General features: G+C 68.0%; 13 protein-coding genes. 4 read left to right on the plus strand and 9 right to left on the minus strand.

What is annotated here, in order from left to right; translation table 11 throughout:
* Window position 1: 1 nt before the first annotated feature.
* The 7 genes from ACFQ4G_RS12260 to ACFQ4G_RS12290 form a co-directional block, all read right to left on the minus strand.
* On the minus strand, window positions 2-1,225 hold the full coding sequence (locus ACFQ4G_RS12260; RefSeq protein WP_238202677.1) for a glycosyltransferase family 4 protein: 1,224 nt from the start codon (window positions 1,223-1,225) through the stop codon (window positions 2-4).
* Complete coding sequence (locus ACFQ4G_RS12265; protein WP_238202679.1) at window positions 1,222-2,067, minus strand: sugar phosphate isomerase/epimerase family protein; 846 nt, start codon at window positions 2,065-2,067, stop codon at window positions 1,222-1,224. Before ACFQ4G_RS12265 ends, ACFQ4G_RS12260 begins: the two co-directional genes overlap by 4 nt.
* Before the next feature lie 193 nt (window positions 2,068-2,260).
* Window positions 2,261-3,847 (minus strand): YcaO-like family protein, encoded by a 1,587-nt coding sequence (locus ACFQ4G_RS12270; protein ID WP_238202681.1) that lies wholly within the window; start codon window positions 3,845-3,847, stop codon window positions 2,261-2,263.
* Between the two features lie 134 nt (window positions 3,848-3,981).
* The gene (locus ACFQ4G_RS12275; protein WP_238202682.1) at window positions 3,982-5,061 is read right to left on the minus strand and encodes a Gfo/Idh/MocA family protein; all 1,080 of its coding nucleotides are present in this window, start codon (window positions 5,059-5,061) and stop codon (window positions 3,982-3,984) included.
* Window positions 5,061-6,245: a class I SAM-dependent methyltransferase gene (locus tag ACFQ4G_RS12280; RefSeq protein WP_238202684.1), complete on the minus strand. Its 1,185-nt coding sequence runs from the start codon at window positions 6,243-6,245 to the stop codon at window positions 5,061-5,063. Before ACFQ4G_RS12280 ends, ACFQ4G_RS12275 begins: the two co-directional genes overlap by 1 nt.
* A 31-nt stretch (window positions 6,246-6,276) precedes the next feature.
* A complete protein-coding gene (locus ACFQ4G_RS12285) occupies window positions 6,277-7,173 on the minus strand; it encodes an HD domain-containing protein (protein WP_238202687.1) in 897 nt (298 codons plus the stop codon).
* A gap of 23 nt (window positions 7,174-7,196) precedes the next feature.
* Window positions 7,197-8,390, minus strand: coding sequence for an inositol-3-phosphate synthase (locus tag ACFQ4G_RS12290; RefSeq protein ID WP_238202689.1), 1,194 nt, complete (start codon window positions 8,388-8,390; stop codon window positions 7,197-7,199).
* A 316-nt stretch (window positions 8,391-8,706) separates the two neighbouring features.
* Here ACFQ4G_RS12290 and ACFQ4G_RS12295 point away from each other — a divergent pair, with 316 nt between their 5' ends.
* The 3 genes from ACFQ4G_RS12295 (at window position 8,707) to ACFQ4G_RS12305 (ending at window position 13,426) form a co-directional block, all read left to right on the plus strand.
* Window positions 8,707-9,897, plus strand: coding sequence for a transglycosylase SLT domain-containing protein (locus ACFQ4G_RS12295; RefSeq protein WP_238202692.1), 1,191 nt, complete (start codon window positions 8,707-8,709; stop codon window positions 9,895-9,897).
* A gap of 307 nt (window positions 9,898-10,204) precedes the next feature.
* Window positions 10,205-10,840 carry an HdeD family acid-resistance protein gene (locus ACFQ4G_RS12300; RefSeq protein WP_238202694.1) on the plus strand — a complete coding sequence of 212 codons (636 nt, stop codon included), beginning with the start codon at window positions 10,205-10,207 and terminating at the stop codon, window positions 10,838-10,840.
* Between the two features lie 93 nt (window positions 10,841-10,933).
* Complete coding sequence (locus ACFQ4G_RS12305; protein ID WP_238202697.1) at window positions 10,934-13,426, plus strand: PBP1A family penicillin-binding protein; 2,493 nt, start codon at window positions 10,934-10,936, stop codon at window positions 13,424-13,426.
* A 314-nt stretch (window positions 13,427-13,740) separates the two neighbouring features.
* On the opposite strand, the gene ACFQ4G_RS12310 is transcribed toward ACFQ4G_RS12305, so the two are convergent.
* Both ACFQ4G_RS12310 and ACFQ4G_RS12315 read right to left on the minus strand, forming a co-directional pair.
* Window positions 13,741-15,435, minus strand: a complete 1,695-nt coding sequence (locus ACFQ4G_RS12310) for a methyl-accepting chemotaxis protein (RefSeq protein WP_238202700.1) — start codon at window positions 15,433-15,435, stop codon at window positions 13,741-13,743.
* A 232-nt stretch (window positions 15,436-15,667) separates the two neighbouring features.
* Complete coding sequence (locus ACFQ4G_RS12315) at window positions 15,668-17,137, minus strand: AMP nucleosidase (RefSeq protein WP_238202762.1); 1,470 nt, start codon at window positions 17,135-17,137, stop codon at window positions 15,668-15,670.
* A gap of 396 nt (window positions 17,138-17,533) precedes the next feature.
* Here ACFQ4G_RS12315 and ACFQ4G_RS12320 point away from each other — a divergent pair, with 396 nt between their 5' ends.
* Window positions 17,534-19,909, plus strand: a complete 2,376-nt coding sequence (locus ACFQ4G_RS12320) for an EAL domain-containing protein (RefSeq protein ID WP_238202702.1) — start codon at window positions 17,534-17,536, stop codon at window positions 19,907-19,909.
* Window positions 19,910-20,048 lie beyond the last annotated feature (139 nt).

Here is a 20,048-nt window from a genome sequence, read left to right on the forward strand (position 1 = left end):
GTCAGAGCAGATGCGGCTCGGCGCGGAACCGGCACGACGGGTCGTGCGGCAGGGTGTCGGCGAAACCCGTCCGGGGCCGCTCGCCTGCCACCTCCGCATAGACCTCCATGATCCGGCGTCCGACCGCGCTCCAGGAATAGACCCGGCGGCACTCGTCGAGCCCATCACGGGCGAGCCGGCGGCGCAGGGCCTCGTCCTCGATGACGCGCTGAAGCGCATCCGCCAGGGCTTCCACCTCGCCGGGCTGGACCAGCAGCCCGTTTTCCCCGTCGCGAAGGCAGTCGGACACGCCGACCGCATGGGTCGAGACCACGGCGAGCCCCGCCGCCATGGCCTCCAGGATGGTGTTGGAGAACCCTTCCGCATAGGTCGGCGACACGAAGACGTCGGCCCGCCGGTAGAGGTCGGGCACGGTGTGATAATCGGCGTAGCCGGTGAAGCGGATCTCGGCCTCCGAGAAGTTCAGTTCGGCCGCTCGGGCCTTCGACGAATCCACGTCGGGCCCGATGCCGGAGATCACGGTCTCGAACGGGACGCCGCGCGCGCGCAGCAGGCCGAGCGCGTCGATGAAGTCGAGCACGCCTTTCCGGCGGTCGACGCGGCCGTGATAGAACAGCCGGACCGGCCCTGCATGCCCGGCCGGACCGGGGGTGAAGCGCGCGGTGTCCACCGCGCCCGGCACGATGGTGAAGCGATCCGGGTCCGAGCCCAGCCGGTCGCAGACCTCCGTCACGAAGGAGCGTCCGCCGATGAGGAGCGCGTTGGCATGGGCCAGCACCTCGCACATGGCGACCCGGTGGGTCTCGCAGCAGGACCCGACCCAGTGGCCGTCGCCGCCCTGGATCGAGACGACGTTCGGGATGCCGATCCGCTTCGAGGCCAGCAGAACCGCCCAGCCGGTGGGATAGCCGTACTGCGCATGGAGCAGATCGAACGGCTGCTTGCGATGCTCGGCCAGAATCGTCTCGACCATCGTCTCGATGTCGCGCTCGAAATCGCCGCCGGTCTGCTCTCCCACCTGTTCCAGGCCGATGACGCGCACGCCCGGCACGTCCGGCGGCGGGCCGCCGCCATAGACGCGGGTGCCGAACGCGTCGCCGCGGTACTGGCTGATCATCGTCACGTCGTGGCCCGCCTCGACGAGTTCGCGCAGCAGGTTCTGCGCGTAGACGCTCATGCCGGAAATCGCCGGGAAGTAGCGCCGGCTGACGAAGCAGATCCTCATGCGGGCTCCTCCGCCTTGTGGTTGCGGCAGGTCCGCAGATAATCCAGCGATGACGGTACCATCACGTCGGCCCGGTGGCTCTCGCGGGAGAGTTCGACGCAGACGAGGCGCTGGAAGCCGATCGAGTCGAGGGCGTCGAGCACGGCCGAGACGTCCATGTCGCCCTCGCCGAAGGGCAGATGGATGTGCTCGCCCCGTGCCATGTCCTCGATCGCCACGGTGCCGATGCGATCGGCGAACTCCGCCACCGCCGCCGCCGGGTCGCGCTCGCCGGTGACGAGGCAATGGCCGGTATCGAGGGCGAGCCTCAGGCCGTCGATCTTCAGGGCGGCGAAATCGTCGAGTGTCTCGATGAGCATGCCGGGTTCGGGTTCGAGGCAGGCGACGATGCCCTGTTCCCGCGCATAGGCGACGATTTCGGCGACGCCGTCGGCGAGCCAGAGTTGCGCCTCGTCGCGATCGATGCCGGGCTTCGGCACGCCCGCCCAGAACGAGACGGCCTCCGAATGCAGGATGACGGCGATGTCCACCGCCCGCTTCAGGAAGCCGATGCGCCGGGCCCGTCCCGAGGCGTCGCCGCTGACCAGGGTCGGCTCGTGCTTCGCCCGCGGATCGAGGAGGAAGCGGGCTCCGGTCTCGATGACGCTGCCGAGGCCGAGCCGCTGCAGCCGGCTCGACACGCGCTGCGCCTCCTGGACCCAGTTCTCCGCGAAGGGGTCGAGATGGTGGATGTCGAGGGTCAGCGCCACGCCATGGTAGCCGGCATCGGCGATGAGATCGATGGCGTCGTCCAGGCGGTGGTTGGCGGTGCCGTTGGTATTGTAGGCGAAACGAAGGGTCATGGAGTAGGCCTCCTATCGACACACGGTATCGGCCCGGCATTCCATCCCGACCACCTCATCCTGAGGTGCCGCGGAGCGGCCTCGAAGGAGGCTTCCAGGGATCGCAGGTGTCGCTGGAGGCCTCCTTCGAGGCCCGCTGGCGCGGGCGCTTCAGGATGAGGTCGAGAGCGGGAGACGGCACGCATGCAGCTCGTCACGCCGCCTTCCCCTGCTGTTCGAGACGGAACGGGGCGTGGTGCGATTCCGGCTCGCGGTAGAGCGGGTAGTGCCGGCCCACGATCTCGTCGGCCAGGGCCACGTCGAAGAGCGGCTGGCCGCCGAAACGCTCCAGAGCTTCGGGGGGGAGCCTCACGGGAAGCTTCGTCTCGCTCGCCTCGCCGAAAGAGATCAGCGGGTGATCCCGCGCGATCAGCTTGGCGGTGTTGCGCTCGCCGATGCGATGGTAGCTCATCGTCTCGACCTCCAGGCCCGGCACGATCGCCTTGACCACGCCGACGCTGCCGCCCGGCGGCGAGCAATCGACGTAGAGGACGTCGAACCCGGCCTCTTCGAGCCGCTCGCGGGCGATCCGTCCACGGGCATGGCCGTCGGGCGCCTCCGTCGTCGGCAGATCCGAGAAGGCCTTGGTGCTGCGCTCGGAATAGACGCTGTCCTTCAGGACGTCGTGCAGGCCCTCCGGCGGCAGCACGATCCATTCGAGCATCGCCTTCAGGGCGCGGCTCTCTTCAAGGTCGAGGCTCGGCAGGGCCTTCTGGATGAAGGCGTTGACGTAGCCCGGCGGCGTCACCTGTTCGGCGAGGCTCAGCGGACCGTGGCCGAAGGCCTTGCGGACACGGGCGGCCTGGAATTCGAGCAGCGCCTTGCGGAGCGCCCGCTCCCGGTCGGGATCGCAGGCCTCGCCGCAGGCGGAGAGGGCCACGGGGACCGGCGCATCGGCGGGATTCCGGTCGTAGCCGACCACGTAGATGTTGGTGAGGCCGAACTGGTCGGTGGCGAATTTCGGCAGAGCCCGGATGCCGAGGCCGTCGAGGCGGTCGAGCATCGCCCGGTTCTCGGGGCCGATCCCGTCGAGGTCGAGCATCACGCCCTGGTCGAGGGCGCGGAACAGGAGGCCGTTGCCGTCGCGCTGGAGCAGTTCGAGCAGGCCGTGGCCGAGGGCGAAATCCACGTCCGGCCCGGCGCCGAGGCCGTTGGTGATGAGGTTGGTGAAGGGCTTGTAGCCCTCCGACAGCTCGAAATAATCGGTGGCCGCGATGTCGAGGGGCATCAGCACGGTCTCGCCGCTGCGCGCCCGGATGCTCGGCGTCCATTCCAGCACCGTGTCGCGGCCGACGGGAGACCCGGCGGGGAGGCACAGGGTCAGCGGATCGGCGACCGAGGCGGCGCCGAAGACCTTGGCGAGGTCATGGTAGGAGCCGCGCTCCTTGCTGCGCGGCATCACGGCCAGCGACGGCATCAGGTTCTCGGCGATCTCGGCCACGGCCCCGATCAGCGCCTCGTCGTCGGTGGCGCCGTAGCCGATGCCGCTCGGCATGGCTCCGACGAAGAACGGATCGTCGAGGAACAGCGAGACGAACCAGACCGGGATGCCGGTCCGGTCGAGGGGCGCCAGGGGAAAGCCGACGACCCGGCCCTTCGGCAGGATGTCGAGATAGGCCCGTACAGGCTCCGGCAACGACGAGGGCAGGCCCTCGATGGTGCGCGGACCGCCGTAGCTGTAGGGCCGAGGGGCCTTGATGCGCGGATCGCGAGCCCGGGCGTCCTGGTCGTGTTCGCTCATGTCCGTCACTTCCCGGTTGCTCTCACCAAACCCCCTCATCCTGAGGTGCCACCTCAGCGGCCTCGAAGGAGGCCTCCAGCGATCGCTGCGTGAACTGAAGGCCTCCTTCGAGGCCTTCGCTGCGCTTCGGCGCCTCAGGATGAGGGGTTGGGTAGGATGTTGTCTTGAGAACGAAATCCCGATCTCGAATCCGTCCCTGAGTCTCCACGGCCGGAGAGACCGTCATAGGCCCGTGCCAGGAGCCGCATCGTGTGAAGGTCGCGCTCGGCGCTGTACGCCTCGCGCTCGGAGGGCCGGCGCAGGGCCGAGCCGAAGGCGCGGACTTGTTCGAGGAAGGGCGAGGCGTCGCCGTCGAAGGGGATCGCTTCGACCCGCCCGTCAACACCGTCGGTAAAGGAGAGCGTGCCGCCGGCCACCTGACCCATCGTGTCGATGGCGGTGAGCGCGCCCCCGGTCCCGATCACTTCGAGACGGCGGCGGGGCAGCGCGTCCGGGCAATTGTAGGCGACATGAAGGTTGGCGAGGATGCCGGAGCCGGTGCGGCCGATGAGGAGCGCGCCGTCGTCGACGGCGTAATCCTGCGCCCTCGCCTGGGTGAGGGCGGCGATGTCCTCGATCGATTCGTCGAGGAGGAAATCCACGAGGTCGATGCCGTGGGGCGCCAGATCCATCAGCGCGCCGCCGCCGGCCTTCACCGGATCGATGCGCCAATTGTCCTGGCCGACGAAGGAGGTCCAGGCCCGGTCGAGCCAGCAGGCATAGACGATCCGGATCGTGGTCACGGCGCCGATGCGGCCCTCGCGGATCGCCTCGCGCATCGCCCGATGGGCTGGGTGATGGCGCTGGTCGAAGGCAGTGCCGTAGAAGATGCCGCCCCTCCGCACCGCCGCGACCATCGCCTCGGCGTCAGTCAGGGAGGCCGCCATCGGCTTTTCGCAGAGCACGGCCTTGCCTGACGTGGAAAGGGCCTCGACCGCCTCGCGATGGAGGTGGTTCGGCGTCGCCACGTAGACCGCCTCGACCTCCGGCTCGGAGAGCAGACCGGCGAGATCCTGATGGGCGCGGGCGCCCTCGGCCTCGGCGGCCGCGCGCGAGGCCTCGCCGGGATCGGACACGGCCACGAGGCGGTGCCCCGCCGCTCGGATGCCTGGCGCCATGTAGTCGCGCGCGACCCAGCCGTAGCCGACGATGCCCCAACCGATGGAGTCGCCCATCACCAGCGCTCCGGCAGGTCGACGAACTCGCGACGACGGACGCGGTCCTCGTGTGGGGACTGCTCGCCGCCGACCCAGTCGAGGGTCTCGGGTCCTTCCGAATGCAGCGGATAGGTCACCCGGGACGCGTATTCCGCCTCGTAGCGTTCGGACGGCCATGAAACGGCGTAGCCCCCCGCCGGATCGGGCTCGTAGAGGGGGTTGAGGCGCAGGGCCGTCCCCTCGCTCGGCCAGGTCAGCCCGTCGAGGATGGCGCGGGGCGCCGGCCGCATCCCGGCACCGGCGACCACGGAAAAGGCCTCCACGTGGCGCAGGTCGGCCGGGCGTTGCGGCGCGGGGGCGCGCTTCTCCACGAGCGCACGGGTGAGCTCGTCGTCGTCATAGACGAGGGCGTCCGGAAACAGCTCCTCGATCTCCTCCGCCGAGACGGCACGACCGGCCGAGAAGCCCGGCCGCTCGGAATTGTGGATGTGGCTGAGCACGAGCCAGCCGTCGTCGCCGGCATTCTGACGCAGGCATTCGAGCACGGCCGGCTTGTCGTCGAGGAAGTAGAAGGCGTCGTTGCAGACGACGAGATCCACCGGCGCGCCGGGGATCGGCCAATGCGGCGAACCCGCGTCGAAACAGACGAGCTGGGCCTTCTCGCCGACGACCCAATGGCGCGCTACCCAGAGCTTGGCGAAGACCACGTCGGCCCCCGCCACCTTGACCCCGCGCAGCTGCATCTCGCGCAGGTAATGCCCGATGCCGCAGGCGAATTCGAAGACGCAGACGGGATCGTTCCAATGGGCTTCGAGCAGGGTCAGGCCCGCGAGGAAGGTCGGATCGGTCCAGCGATGCAGGAAATAATCGCCGACGCGACCCCAGCCGAGAAGCCGTACGGCGTCCCGCAGGCTCGCCTCGTCGCGGTCCCGGACGAGATGATGGAGGTCGAGCGGGTCGGCGGGCGGTCCGGTCCACCAATCGTCCTGATCCACGAGGAGCCCGATGATCGCACGGTCGTGCAATCCGGCGTCCAGCAGGGCGAGGGTGGAGGCGACCAGCGCGTCGCGCCCGGTCCGGAGATAGGGGATCCCGTCCACGACGGGCCAACGCGCATTCGTCACCACATCGCGCAGGGAATGCTGCGTGTCGGCCTTGAGCGCGTGTCCCGTTTGAGGGGAGAGAAGATCGAATGGGATCATGACACGCGGCCCATCCTGCCGCAGCGGACCATCACGGGATTCGCATATCCCTGAGGACACGGTCGTGAAAGCCCTTCACCGGGCCGGCATGGACCAGTTCCATCTCGTCGAGCACGGTTCCCATGGTCAGGGAGGCGGCGCGCAGATGCTGGGCGATCTGCAGGACGCGGTCGATGCAATCGGCGGCGTGAAAAGCTCGGCCCTCCGCGGTGGCATCGTCGGGAAGGACCGCGCGGGCGCGTTCCACAATCTCGCGCAGGGGTAGATCGAGATCGTCGAGGGCCCATTGCGTGGTGCGCGCCATGATCGGCGCGAGATGGTCGCCGAGGAGCATCTCGCCGGTGAAGCCGGCATCCGGCATCGCCGCATTGTGAAAATGGTGGCTCATGGCCGCAAGGAAGACCACGGCCGGATCGGCCCGGTAGAATGGGCTGAGCACGACGCCGTAGACCGCCACCATCAGGCAATGCTCGGAATGGTTCTCGGGTGGCTCCAGCAGGATGCGCGCCCTGCCGGGGCAGGTGACGCCGGCCCTCGGCTGATGGTTCAGGGCCGCGACGAAGGCCGGGAGATGGCCGGGCTGCAACGCCTCGCCACGCTGAAGGACATCGGCGAGACGAGCTTTCAGTTCCGGATCGACCGCGCCGCCGACGGCATCGAGACCGGAGACGAGAATGTCGCCGATCTGCACTTGATCGAGGCCGGTGGAGGCCAGGAACGCGGCATCGAGATCGCAGAGGCGGGAGGCCGCCAGGGCCTTGGCCGTGATGTCGAGGGCCACCGTCTCGAGATCGGCGCCCCCGGTCAGAGCCGACCAGCCCTGCGCGAACAGCCGCTCGGCGATGGAGCCGATGCGGCCAGCCGAATGCACGCGCTTCAGGTCGTTGAGTTCGACGAACAGATCGCGCAGCGCGAAGGGGGCAGCCATGCCGCCCCCCGTATCGGACGTGGTCATTGACGCACGCCGAGCCAGTCGAGGAGCATGTGCTGCTGCTTGCCGAAATCGTGCTCCGGCCCGTGGCCGTTGGCGACCATGGGCGCCTTGAAGAACGAGGACAGCTGCTCCTGCGGACCGCTCTCGCCGCGCTTCTTGGCCAAGTCGAGGACGCGGGCGATCTCGATCACCAGGGGGGCGGCCAGGATGGAATCCTTGCAGAGGAAGTTGACCTTGATCTGCATGCGCTGGCCGAGGAAGCCGGTGACGTCGATGTTGTCCCAGGCTTCCTTGTCGTCGCCGCGGGGGCGATAATAGTGGATGTGGACCAAATGGTCCTCGACCGGATAGCCGAGGATCGAATCCAGCACGGTGCCCTTGGTGTTGAGCTTCGACTGGAGCGAATCCTTGTCGTTGAGCGCGAGACCGTCGCGGTTGCCGAGGATGTTGGTGGAGAACCAGCCGTCGACGTGCAGGGCGCGGGCCTTCAGGGCGGGTGCCAGCACCGTCTTCATCATGGTCTGGCCGGTCTTGCCGTCCTTGCCGGCCAGCGGCACGCCCATCTCGCGGGCGAGTTCCATCAGAGCCGGAACGTCGGCCGCCACGCTCGGGGTGAAGTTGGCGTAGGGCACGCCGCTCTGGATCGCCGCATAGGCGTAGAGCATCGCCGGGCTGATCGATTCATCGCTCGAATCGAGGCCCTTCTCGAAGGCCGCGCGCGAATTCAGGGCCGGAGCCTGGAGATCGGGCCAGCGCTCGGTGGAGGCGAGGTTGATGACGACCACCTCGTCGAGATTGCTCTCCAGACGGAAGCGACGAAGGTCGTTGGCGATGACCGACACCGCCTCGCGGTGGTCGGCGGCGACGATGCGGTTCGCACCCTCGATGTTCTTGCAGAATTTGGCGCTGCCGACGGCCGGCCAGGGCTTGATGCCCTTGAGCACCTGGGCGCCGTTCTCGATATCCTGCTTGGTCAGCACGCCATGGCCGGTGGCGGCGGAGGCGAGATCGTCGTCGTTGAGGTCCCAGCCGCCGAAGACGAGGTCCTTGTAATCGGCCAATCCGGCGACCGAGAGCCCTGCGAGGGGCAAACCGTCGAGGCGGTTCGATCCGGATTTGATCATCTCGATGCCGGCGATGGCGGTGGTGGCGACTGCGCCACCCATACCGACGAAGGCAACGCCGACACGGCGACCGGTCTGCATACTCATTGGAATAAGGCTTCCTTTAGTGGGTCCGTCGAGGCGTTGTCTTCGGCCAGCGAGAGCCGACCCTTCAGGCCCATCCTAACTGGTCTCCGGATGATCCGTTCCAACCCCGGCCAGGACGCCTTTTTGACGCGGCCGGCCTGAACCGCGCCCGAACGTTTCGTTAAAATATCGTTAAATCATAGCCTTAACCGTTCCTTAAGCGTGCCACGCTTGAATCACGGAGCTGTCCCAATGTGGTCACAGCTCCCGGCGAGATGTCCGCTCGCTGAACTGATCGAAGCCGCGGCCTAGAACGCCGTGGCACGAACAAGGAACAATGATGGGGCTTTTCCCGGAGCCGGCGCTCTGCGCCGACGACGTGTGCCGTCTCGTGCCCAACGAGACCCTGGATCATGCAGACACGGTCGCCTGGCTGAAACCCGGCGCCATGCGCACCACCAAACGACCCGGCAACACGACATCGGCCAGGGCAATTTTCGCGAAGATCGCGATCGGCCTCCTGCTCGGGTCGGTACTGCCCCAGAGCGCCCTCGCGCCGGCGGCCACCGCCCATGACCGCATCGACGAGCGGGCCTTCGTCGCCAGTGATCTGAGCGCCGCGACGATCGACAAACCCTCGGATTGGGATGGGGTTCCCCTCCTCGATCAGGAACCGGCCACGGCGAGCCTCATCGAGACCGATCTCGCCGCACTTCCGCAGACCCGCGAGAGCGCCGGCCGGGACGTCCTCCGTTTCGGTGACATGACGGTGCCGCGTGACATCGTCGAGACAATCCTGAAGGCGTCCACCGAGACGGGCGTCGATCCGGTCTACATGATGGCGCTGGCCGACAAGGAATCGAGCTTCTCGACCACCGTGAAGGCGTCGACGTCGTCGGCGGAGGGCCTGTTCCAGTTCCTCTCCGCCACCTGGCTCGAACTGGTGCGGACCTACGGCGCCCGCTACGGCTATGAGGCCGAAGCCAACGCGATCACCGGCCGCGGCAGCGCCATCACGATCCAGGACGAGACTACCCGCGTCCGTGTGCTGCGCCTGCGACAGGATCCCTATGTCGCCGCCCTCATGGCCGGCGAGCTGATCAAGCGCGACCGCGCGCGGATCGAGCAGCGCATCGGCCGCGAGTTGAAGACCTCGGAACTCTACCTCGCGCATTTCCTCGGTACGTCGAGCGCCGGCAAGTTCCTGGCCCTCAGCACCGACAACCCGGACAAGGTCGCCAAGCAGGCCTTCCGTGCCGCCGCCCGCGCCAATCGCAGCCTGTTTACGGAGAAGGCCGGCAAGCACCGCCGCAGCCTCACCGTGGCAGAAGTCCGCGAGCGCCTCGGCGACATGATCGACCGCCGGCTCGACCAGTACGAAGGCGTCACCGCCCTCGTCTCAGGGCAGGACGGTGCGCCGGACGGCGCCGGCGATGCGAGCCAGGCCTCGGCCCTCCTCGACGCCTCCCTGCGCCTCTCGCCGCCGGCCCGGCGGATGCAGATGACCGAGGCGCTGCCGAAGGAGTAATGGCCGGATTTCGAGGATCCGGACGCTTCGCGTGCTGTCGTGCTGGGCCCCGGATCGCCCTTCGCTTCGCTCTGGCCGTCCAGGGAAGGAGCGCTTGGAAATCAGGCCTCGAAACCTGCCCCCCTTCCCGAACGCCCGAAGGGTGATCCCGGACCCCCGAGATTCTCGACACGCGTCTGGCGCGGACGAATGATCCTCATCGGTTTCGCCGCATCGCAGCGGAACGGGCATGTCGATCCGACGTTCAGCCAGGATCGATCGTCCGCCGCACGCACCTGGGCGGCCTCCCAGACATGAGGACCCGCCGATGACCACCGGAACCTCGCTTCCTCCGCAATCCGGCTCGCCCCCGCCTCGGGTCGTCCCGCCGATCGGTCGGGAACGCCTCGATGCCATGAGCAGTGCGCTGGCGCGGAACTGGTGGCTCATCGCCCTTCGTGGCGCCTTCGCGATCCTGTTCGGCGCCATCGCCTTCATCGCGCCTGGCGCCTTCGTCCTGTCGCTGGTGCTGTTCTTCGCGGCCTACATGCTGGTCGACGGGATCACGGCGGTACTGTCTTCGATCCGCGCGGCGCAGAGGCACGAACGCTGGGGCTACCTCCTCGCCAATGGAAGCCTCGACATCGTCGTGGCCGTGGCGGCCGTGATGGTGCCGGCGGCCGCGGTCTGGGCCTTCGTCTACTTGATCGCCTTCTGGGCCCTGATCGCCGGAGGGCTGATGATCGCCGCCGCGTTCAGGCTGCATCTGCATTACGGACGCTGGTGGCTCGGCCTCGGCGGCGCCGTCTCGATCCTGTTCGGGATCGCCCTCCTCATCAATCCCGGCATGTCGGCCCTGGTCCTCGCCTGGTGGATGGGCGCCTACACGATGCTGTTCGGCGCGATGCTACTCATTCTCGCCTTCCGCCTGCGCGGCCGCCACGGCGAGACTCTGAGGGCGTGACGCCGACGGCATGGCGCCGCGGCTTCGTTCCGTTCTAGAACGGCCGAGCCAGACCCGACCGGGGCTGTGGAGCAGGACGACAGCCGGCGGCCGATGACAGATCCAGATCCGGAACGCCCGAACCCCAGCGACGGGCAGGATGCCCGAAAGGCGGCGCGCGAGGCGGGGCAGGCCGCCCGGACCCTGTTCAGGCAACTCGTCTTCCTGCTCGTCACCGGTCTGCGTTCCCTCATGCGCGGGCTGGTCGGCGCCGGCCGTGCAATGGGGCGAGCCAGCGGCCCGGTCGTCTCCGGACTGAGATCCCGCCTTTCGTCCCGCCCGATCGCGACACATGGCGGACGCGCGGGCCCGACGACGGTGAACGCGTTGCCGGGCGGCGGGCAGACGGGCTCGTCACCACGCTTAGGGTGGTCGGCTCGGTTACGGACACGGCCCTACCTCGTGGCGGGGCTCGCGATCATCGCGCTGCCCCTGGTCTTCCTCGCCGGCCTCGTCCTCTACAGCTTCGCGACGCTGCCGCCGCTCGGGGGCGTAGTGCCGGAAGGCGGCCAGCGCGCCCTCACGGTGGAGGCGGATGACGGCCGGGTCTTCGCGACCCGCGGCGCCTTCCAGGGGCAGAAACTCACCGCCGCCGACATGCCGGCGCATCTCGCGCAGGCCGTGGTGGCCATCGAGGACCGGCGCTTCTACTCGCATTGGGGCGTCGATCCCCGCGGGCTGGTGCGGGCGCTCTGGCGCAACACGGTGAGCGGCGGCGTGCGCGAGGGCGCCTCCACGATCACGCAGCAATACGTGCGGCTCACCTCCCTGACCCAGGAGAAGACCCTCCGCCGCAAGATCCAGGAGGCCTTCCTCGCCTTCCGGGTCGAGAGCACGATGTCGAAGGAGGACATCCTCCTCGGCTACCTCAACACCGCCTATTTCGGGGCCGGCGCCTACGGGATCGACGCCGCGTCGCGGCGCTATTTCGGCAAGGGCGCGAAGGCGCTGACGCTGCCCGAGGCCGCGATGCTCGCCGGCCTCGTTCGGGCCCCGTCCCAGCTCGCTCCCACGCGCAATTTCGGCGGCGCCAAGGAGCGTGCCGACATCGTCCTGCAGACCATGGTCGAGACCGGCGCGATCAGCGCCGCCGAGGCCGACACGGCACGGGCCCAGACCATCACCCTGCGCACGCCGCCCGAGACCCCGCCCGGCACCAACTACTTCCTCGACATGGTGGCGGCCGATGCCAAGCGCCTCTCGGACACGCCCGGCGACGTCACCCTGCGCACGACCCTCAACCTCGACCTGCAGAGTCTCGCCGAGGGGGTCGTCGCCCGCCGGCTCGATGCGGAAGGGGCGAAGAAGAAGGCGAGCCAGGGCGCCATGGTGGTCCTCAACAAGGAGGGCGCCATCGTCGCCATGGTCGGCGGGCGCGACTACGAGGACAGCCAGTTCAACCGGGCGACCCAGGCCAAGCGCCAGGCCGGCTCGCTGTTCAAGCTGTTCGTCTACCTCACCGCCTACGAGAAGGGCCTGACGCCCGAGACCGTACTGGTGGACCGTCCGATCCAGATCGGGGACTGGGAGCCGCAGAACGCGAGCGGACGTTTCCGCGGGGCGGTCCCTCTCCGCACCGCCTTCGCGCAATCGATCAACACCATCGCGGCGCAGCTCGCCGACGAGATCGGCATGGCGTCGGTGATCCAGACGGCGCGCAAGCTCGGCGTCACCTCCGACCTGCCCGACGTGCCGAGCCTCGCCCTCGGCTCGGCAGAGGTGTCCCTCCTTGAGATGACACGGGCCTATGCGAGTGTGCTTGCGGGCGCCCAGCCCCTCGACACCTACGGCGTCCACGCCATCCGCGGGACCGGCCCCGACCCGCTCTACCTGCGCCCCGATGCCAAGCCGGCGACGCCGCTCCCGGGCGACAGCCGCGCGATGATGCTCGATTCGCTGCAGGCCGTGGTCGATAGCGGCACCGGGCGGGCCGCGCGGATCGCCAACCTCGCGGTGGGCGGCAAGACCGGCACCACGCAGGATTACCGCGATGCATGGTTCGTCGGGGTCACGCCGGACCTCGTCGTCGGTGTCTGGATCGGCAACGACGACAATTCCTCGATGAACAAGGTCGGCGGCGGCGACCTGCCGGCCGCGATCTTCAAGGATTTCATGCAGCGCGCCAACACGCAGATGGCGAGCCGGCGCAAGCGTCCCTCCGCGGCCCGGGCCGAACCGGCACCGGCGAAGGACCCCATCGTCGCCGGTGCGCTGCGCGGCGTGCCGGAGGTGATCGACACCGGCACCCTGTCGTTCCGGGGCCGGACCGTGCGCCTGCTCGGCGTCGACGGCGAACGCGGCGCCCTCGCCCGCCAGCTCGCCCGCTACCTGCGCCGGCGCGAGGTCGTCTGCGCGCAGGCCGCGAATGGCGGCACCGAAGACGCCGCGCCGCAGGGACTGCGCTGCCAGATCGACGGCGACGATCTCGCCTCGCTGATCCTCACGGCCGGCGGTGCACGCGCGTCGGAGGATGCCCCGTCGGACCTCCTGGCGGCCGAGGAGCAGGCCCGTTCCGAGCGGGCCGGATTGTGGCGGCGCGAGCGGTAGCTGACGCGATCCGGTGAGGGATGCGCGAGGCAGGGTGCCCATTTCCGCTTCCCTCCGGACGCCGTCGCGGAGGCGCGAGGAGCCACTCGCCTATCCGGAGGCGAGTAACGGCAGCCGGCACCGGATCACTCCGGCGCCGACGGGCTTCCGGCTTCGTCGTTGAAACACGACACGTGCGGGTCCGAGGGGAAATGGTGATGGCGTCGTGAAACGCAGCCTTCGTCTCCCAACCCCTGAACGCAGGGAGCCCCCTCCCGTCCGAGGACGGGAGGGGGCTCAGGCGACCGTGGCCGCGATGCGTGATCGGGGTCAGGTCAGGCGGCGCGCACGGTGGCGAGGAACCGTCCGACCTCGGAGCCGAGATGCTCGCTCTGCTGCGAGAGTTCCGAAGCGGCAGTGAGCACATGGCCCGCCGCCTCTCCCGTGCCGGACGCCGCCGAGGCGACGCCCGCGATGCTCGACGTGACCTCGGTCGTCCCCACGGCGGCCTGGGCCACGTTGCGTACGATCTCCTGGGTGGCGGCGCCCTGCTCCTCGACGGCGGCGGCGATGGTGGTCGCCACCGAACTCATCTCCCGCACGCTGTCGGCGATACCGGTGATCGCGGCGACGGCCTGGGTGGTCGCGCCCTGGATCTCGCCGATCTGGCGGGAGATCTCGTCGGTGGCGCGCGAGGTCTGTCCAGCCAACTCCTTCACCTCCGTGGCGACCACCGCGAAACCACGTCCGGCCTCTCCGGCGCGAGCCGCCTCGATGGTGGCGTTGAGGGCGAGGAGGTTGGTCTGGCTGGCGATCGTGCTGATCATTCCGACGACATCGCCGATCTTGGAGGCCCCCTGGCTGAGGGCGGCCACGAGGGCCGCCGTCTCGGCGGCCTGACGGACGGCATTGCCGGCGAGGTTGGCGGCGGAATTGGCCTGACGTCCGATCTCATGGACCGAAGCGCCGAGCTCCTCCGCCGCGCTGGCGACCATCGTCACGTTGGTCGCGGCCTGATCCGCCGCCGCCGCGGCCGTGGTCGACTGGCTCCTGGTGTCGGTCGCCGTCACGCTCATGGACTGCGCGGTGGCCTGCAATTCCGTGGATGCGGAGGACACGGCCGTGACGATGCCGCCCACCGCACCCTCGAAGGCGTCGGCGAGTTCGCGCATGGCCGCCTTGCGCTGCGTCTCGACGCTGGCGCGCCCGAGCTCCGCCTCCGCTTCGAGCTGATTCGTGCGGATCATCATGGTCTTGAACACGGCTACGGCCCCGGCCATGGCGCCGATCTCGTCGCGGCGCTCCATATCGGGGACGTCGACGGATACGTCGTTCTGTGAAAGGCGACTCATGACGCCCGTCATCACGGTGATCGGACGTGCGATACCGCGCTGGAGGATCAGGAGGCTGACGACGGCGATGGCGACCATCGCCACGAGACCGAGAATGTTCGTCAGACGGAAAGTATCGACGGCCTCCGCGGCGGCGATGCTGCGCGTCTCGAGCAGGGCCTTCTCCTCGGCGGCGATCTCGGCAGCCTTGGCGCGAATGGCATCCATGCTCGCCTTGCCCGCGCCCGACGCTTCCAGGCCCTGCGCCTCGCTGCGGGTGGCGGGATCGCGCATCAGGGCGATCTCCTTCTGCGCGACGGTTTCGTTCCATTTGCGGGCGAAGTCAGCGATCTCCGCCAGACGCTTCTGCTGGACCGGATTGTCCGACGTGAGGGTCCGCGCGGAGGCCAGAGCCGTCTCGAACACCTTCCGACCGGCGATGTAGGGATCCAGGAACGAATCTTGTCCGGAGATGAGGAAGCCGCGCATGCCGGTCTCCTGATCGACCATGCCACTCGTCATCCGGTTGGTCGCGTCCAGGACGTCGTGGGTATGCGCCGTCCAAGAGGAGGTTTCCTGGACGACGCCAAGACTCCTCAGCGACAGAACAGTCGATGCAATGGCAACCAAAACGATCAAGGACAAGATCGTGCCGATCTTGGTAGTAATCTTGAGGTTCTTCATTTTCAGCCACAACATCCCGAAATCCGAGATAGCCCGACGGCACTAAGCATACGGACTTGGGCGCAACGTTATGATACGCCCTCTGGATCGAGCCCTAATTCAATACACATAACAGCTTATTAAAGCGCTATCCTGTAATAAAATTCCGCCTTGGCCTTCCTGTACCGCAGGAATTGCCTGATACATCATCCATCAGGCATCACTCTGGGATGGGAGAGGACGCTTCCTTAAGTCGCACGACGCGGTCTCACCGGAACGGCGGCTCGTCGAAGCTCCGCAGCTTGCGCGAATGCAGGCCGTTGCGGTCGGCGCGCAGGATATCGAGGGCGGACAGGCCGATGAGCAGGTGCTCGGCTACCGCCCGCTCGTAGAAGGCGTTGGCGGCTCCGGGCAGCTTGATCTCGCCGTGGAGCGGCTTGTCGGAGACGCAGAGAAGCGTGCCGTAGGGAACGCGCAGCCGGTATCCCTGCGCCGCGATGGTACCGCTTTCCATGTCGACGCCGATGGCGCGCGACAGATTGATCCGCCGCCGTTCCTGGCTGAAGCGGAGTTCCCAGTTGCGATCGTCGTAGGTGACGACGGTGCCGGTGCGCAAGCGGCGCTTGAGATCCTCGCTGGTCTCGCCTGTGATGCTGGCGGCGGCCGCCTGGAGCGCGAGCTGGACCTCGGCCAGGGCCGGCACCGGCACGTCCGGCGGCACGAGCTCGTCGAGGATGCGGTCCCGGCGCAGATAGCCATGGGCGAGGACGTAGTCGCCGATGGTCTGCGATTGCCGCAGGCCGCCGCAATGGCCGACCATGAGCCAGCAATGCGGACGCAGCACCGCGAGATGGTCGGTGATCGTCTTGGCGTTGGACGGGCCGACGCCGATATTCACCAGCGTCGTGCCCTGCATCGCTCCGTCGGGACCGCGTGCCACGAGGTGATAGGCCGGCATCTGGAACTTGTGCCAGGGCGAGGCGGCAATGAGGGTCGCCGGATCGATGCCCGCCGCCTCCGCCCGCGAGACGGAGATGCCGCCCGGCAGGATCATGCGCTCGTAGCCGCCCTGCCCGCTAGCGAGCTGCTCCAGCCCGTGCCGGATGAAGCCGTCGACGTAGCGATGGTAGTTGGTGAGCAGGATCCAGGGCTGGACGTCGCGCCAGTCGCAGCCGGTATAGTGGACGAGACGGCGCAGGGAATAGTCGACCCGGATCGCGTCGAACAGCGCCAGGGGCCGCGGCTCGTCGGGCGGGGCGACCCAGAGACCGTCCGCGATCTCGTCGCCGACTACCGAGAGCAGCGGCACCGGAAAGTAGGTGGCGAGATCGCGCGGCGTGATGCCGTTGCCGGAAAGATCGGCACCAAGCTCCAGCACGTAGGGATAGGGGATTTCCTGCGCGCTCAATCCGACTTCCAGGGTCGCCCCGTAATCCCGTACCAGCGGCCTCAGCTGTTCGAGCAGATAGGGCCTGAAATGCGCCGGCTGGGTCACCGTCGTCGCGTAGGTGCCCGGCGCCTGGAACTTCGCCGTCGCCCGGGATACCCGGGGGATCGGCCCGGCGGGCTGATAGGTGATCCGCAATTCGGGATAGCGGAACTGGAGCCGCTCGGCATGGTCTGGGGCGGGACCGCCGGCGAGATAACAGGTCAGGGCGGCCTGAAGCGACTGGATCGCACTCGCGTGCAAGGCCGCCAGACGGTTGACTGCCGTCTCGGCATCGGCCACGGATTCCATCGGACGCCATTCGCTGCTGGTCACGGTGTCTCCCCAAGGTCCGGATGGCGGACTCGCCACCATGTCTCGCAATCTCCGGACCTACACCTTTCGGCCGAGCGGTGCGACCGGCTCGCCCGAAGCCTGCCCGGTCCGCCATATCCATCGAAAAATCTTTCTGTGCGCAGTACTGCGGATTACATCTGAATTACATTGTGAAAGTAATATAATTGATGTTAATATAACGATATATTCTTGATTACTATGCGTCAGCGATTGAATTCTGAGTTACATCAAAGCCAGAGGCGACGCTCGATTCAGTATTTGTTGACGAATGACGGCCAATCACGTCGTTCTAGACTTTGTTTAGAGTGGTCCCAGCCTAAGGCCGGCCTGTGATCCCAAGGTTGTAGTCGAATGCTGAAGGTTGCAGGCTGTTTCGCCGATGTCCACGACTGGCGTCTCGTCGGTCTGGCGGCGGTGATGTGCGCCCTGTCGTCCCTGAGCACGGTCACTCTCCTGCGTCACGCGCGACGTGCCCTCGGCAGGCTGAGGACGACCTGGCTCTGCATCGCGGCCGTCGCCGGCGGCTTCGGCATCTGGGCCACCCACTTCATCGCCATGCTGGCCTTCGCACCGGGCATCGCCAGCGGCTACGATCTCGGCCTGACCCTGCTCTCGCTGGCCTTGGCGATCTGCACCACGGGCGCCGGACTCGCCCTGGCGATCGGCATGCGGGGGCCGATGGCCCCCTGGATCGGCGGCATGGTCGTCGGCGCCGGCATCGCCATCATGCATTTCACCGGCATGGCCGCCTATGAGAGCGCCGCCCATGTGGTCTGGGAAAGGGGGATCGTTCTCCTCTCCATCCTCGTCGGGACGATCCTGGGAGGTTCGGCCGTCCGGGTGGCCGTCTCGCAGGGATCGCGGCGCATCGTCGGTCCGGCCCTTCTCCTGCTCGCCGCGATCTGCGGCCTGCACTTCACCGCGATGGCCGCGGTCACGCTGGTCCCGGATGCGTCCCTCGACGTGCCGACCTCATCGATTCCCGGCAATTGGCTCGCCATCGCCGTGGCGGGGGCCAGCACCGCGATCGTGCTGCTGGCCCTGGGCGCCCTGGGGCTCGATCTCCACGAGCAGAGAAACGCCCACACCGCCCGCGAGCATCTCAGCAAGCTCGCCAACGCGACGCCGGAAGGACTGATCATCTGCCGCGGCGACGTCATCGTCAGTGCGAACTGGAGCTTCGCCACCCTCGTCGGCGCCGAGATCGATACCCTCTCGGGCATCGGCCTCGCCCGTTTCCTTCCCGACGTGCTGGATCTGCCGCGGCTCGGCCATCGTCCGCAGCGGCAGGCCGAGACCCTCCTGACGACGATGGACGGGGACCTCGTTCCGGTGGCGCTCATCGTCAGCCCGATGGACGATGGCGGGCAGCAGCGATGGGCGATCGCGGTCCGCGACCTTCGATCGGAGCGCGATGCCGAGAGCAGGATCCGATACCTGGCACGGCACGATGCCCTGACGGGGCTCGCGAACCGAACCACGTTCCTCGAAGCCCTCGAACAGGAGTTGCGGATCGCCGGAGCCACGCGGCGCAAGCTCGCGGTACTGCGGATCGACCTCGACCGCTTCAAGGACGTCAACGACCTTCTCGGCCACGAGGCGGGCGACAGGCTGCTGAAGCTCGTCGCCTGCGTGATCACGACGTCCCTGGCCGAGCACGAGATCCTGGCGCGGCTCGGCGGCAACGAATTCGCGCTCTTCAGCATCTGCGACGACGCCGTGGATGCGAGCCGCCTCGCCGAGCGGATCACCACGTCGATCCGGACCGGGAAGAGCGAGGTCGAGATCGGCGCCAGCATCGGCATCGCGATCTATCCGGACGACGCCATCGAGCACGGCGCCCTCGCCCGTTGCGCCGATACCGCCCTGCGTCAGGCCAAGCTGAGAAACCGCGGCGGCCACCGCTTCTTCGAAGCCAGGATGGGTGCCGATGTCCGCGACCGGAGCCTGATGGAACGGCAATTGCGCGATGCCGTCCGCAACCGCGAACTCACCCTCGTCTACCAGCCGCAACTGGATGTCGGGTCAGGGAACGTGACCGGTTTCGAAGCCCTCCTGCGCTGGACCCATCCCACGCGCGGATCGGTGGCACCCGACCTGTTCATCCCCATCGCCGAGGAATCCGATCTCATCCTTCCCATCGGCGAATGGTCGATGGAACAGGCCTGCCGGAACGCGGCGTCCTGGACATGCCCGCTCTCGGTGGCGGTCAACGTCTCGGCGGTCCAGCTCCACAGCGCGGACTTCGTCGGGCGGGTGGAGAGGATCCTCGCGGAGACCGGCCTCGATCCCAAGCGCCTGGAGATCGAGATCACGGAGACGGCCCTGATCCGCGATCCGGTCCGTGCCCTCTCGGCCTTGCAGCAATTGAAGGCCGCCGGCGTGAGCATCGTCATGGACGATTTCGGGACGGGCTACTCGTCGCTCTCGAACCTGCGATCGTTTCCCTTCGACGTGATCAAGATCGACCGGTCCTTCATGTCGGCGGCCGACAGGAACGAGCAGAACGCCGCCATCGTGCGCTCGGTGCTCGGCCTCGGGAAAGGCCTCGCCATGCGCGTCGTCGCCGAAGGTGTCGAGACGGCGGAGGAACTCGACTTCCTGCGTCGCGAAGGCTGCCACTCCGCGCAGGGCTATCTCATCGGCCGTCCTGCGGCGATCGAGGACTACGCGGACCTGACCGGCGCCGCCGATGGGGCGAAGGAGCGGTTTTCCCTCGCGTCCTGACGCGGGCCCGCGCCCGTTCCCGATCCCGGCAACCGCCGCCGATGGCGCTGCCCCGGCATTCGCGGGCGGATCATCGACCCCCGCGTTGACGATCAGGGACTCGTCGATCAGGGACTTGCGGATCGGGCCGAGTTGACCG

This window comes from Methylobacterium marchantiae (assembly GCF_042679825.1).
Taxonomy (GTDB): Bacteria; Pseudomonadota; Alphaproteobacteria; order Rhizobiales; family Beijerinckiaceae; genus Methylobacterium; species Methylobacterium marchantiae.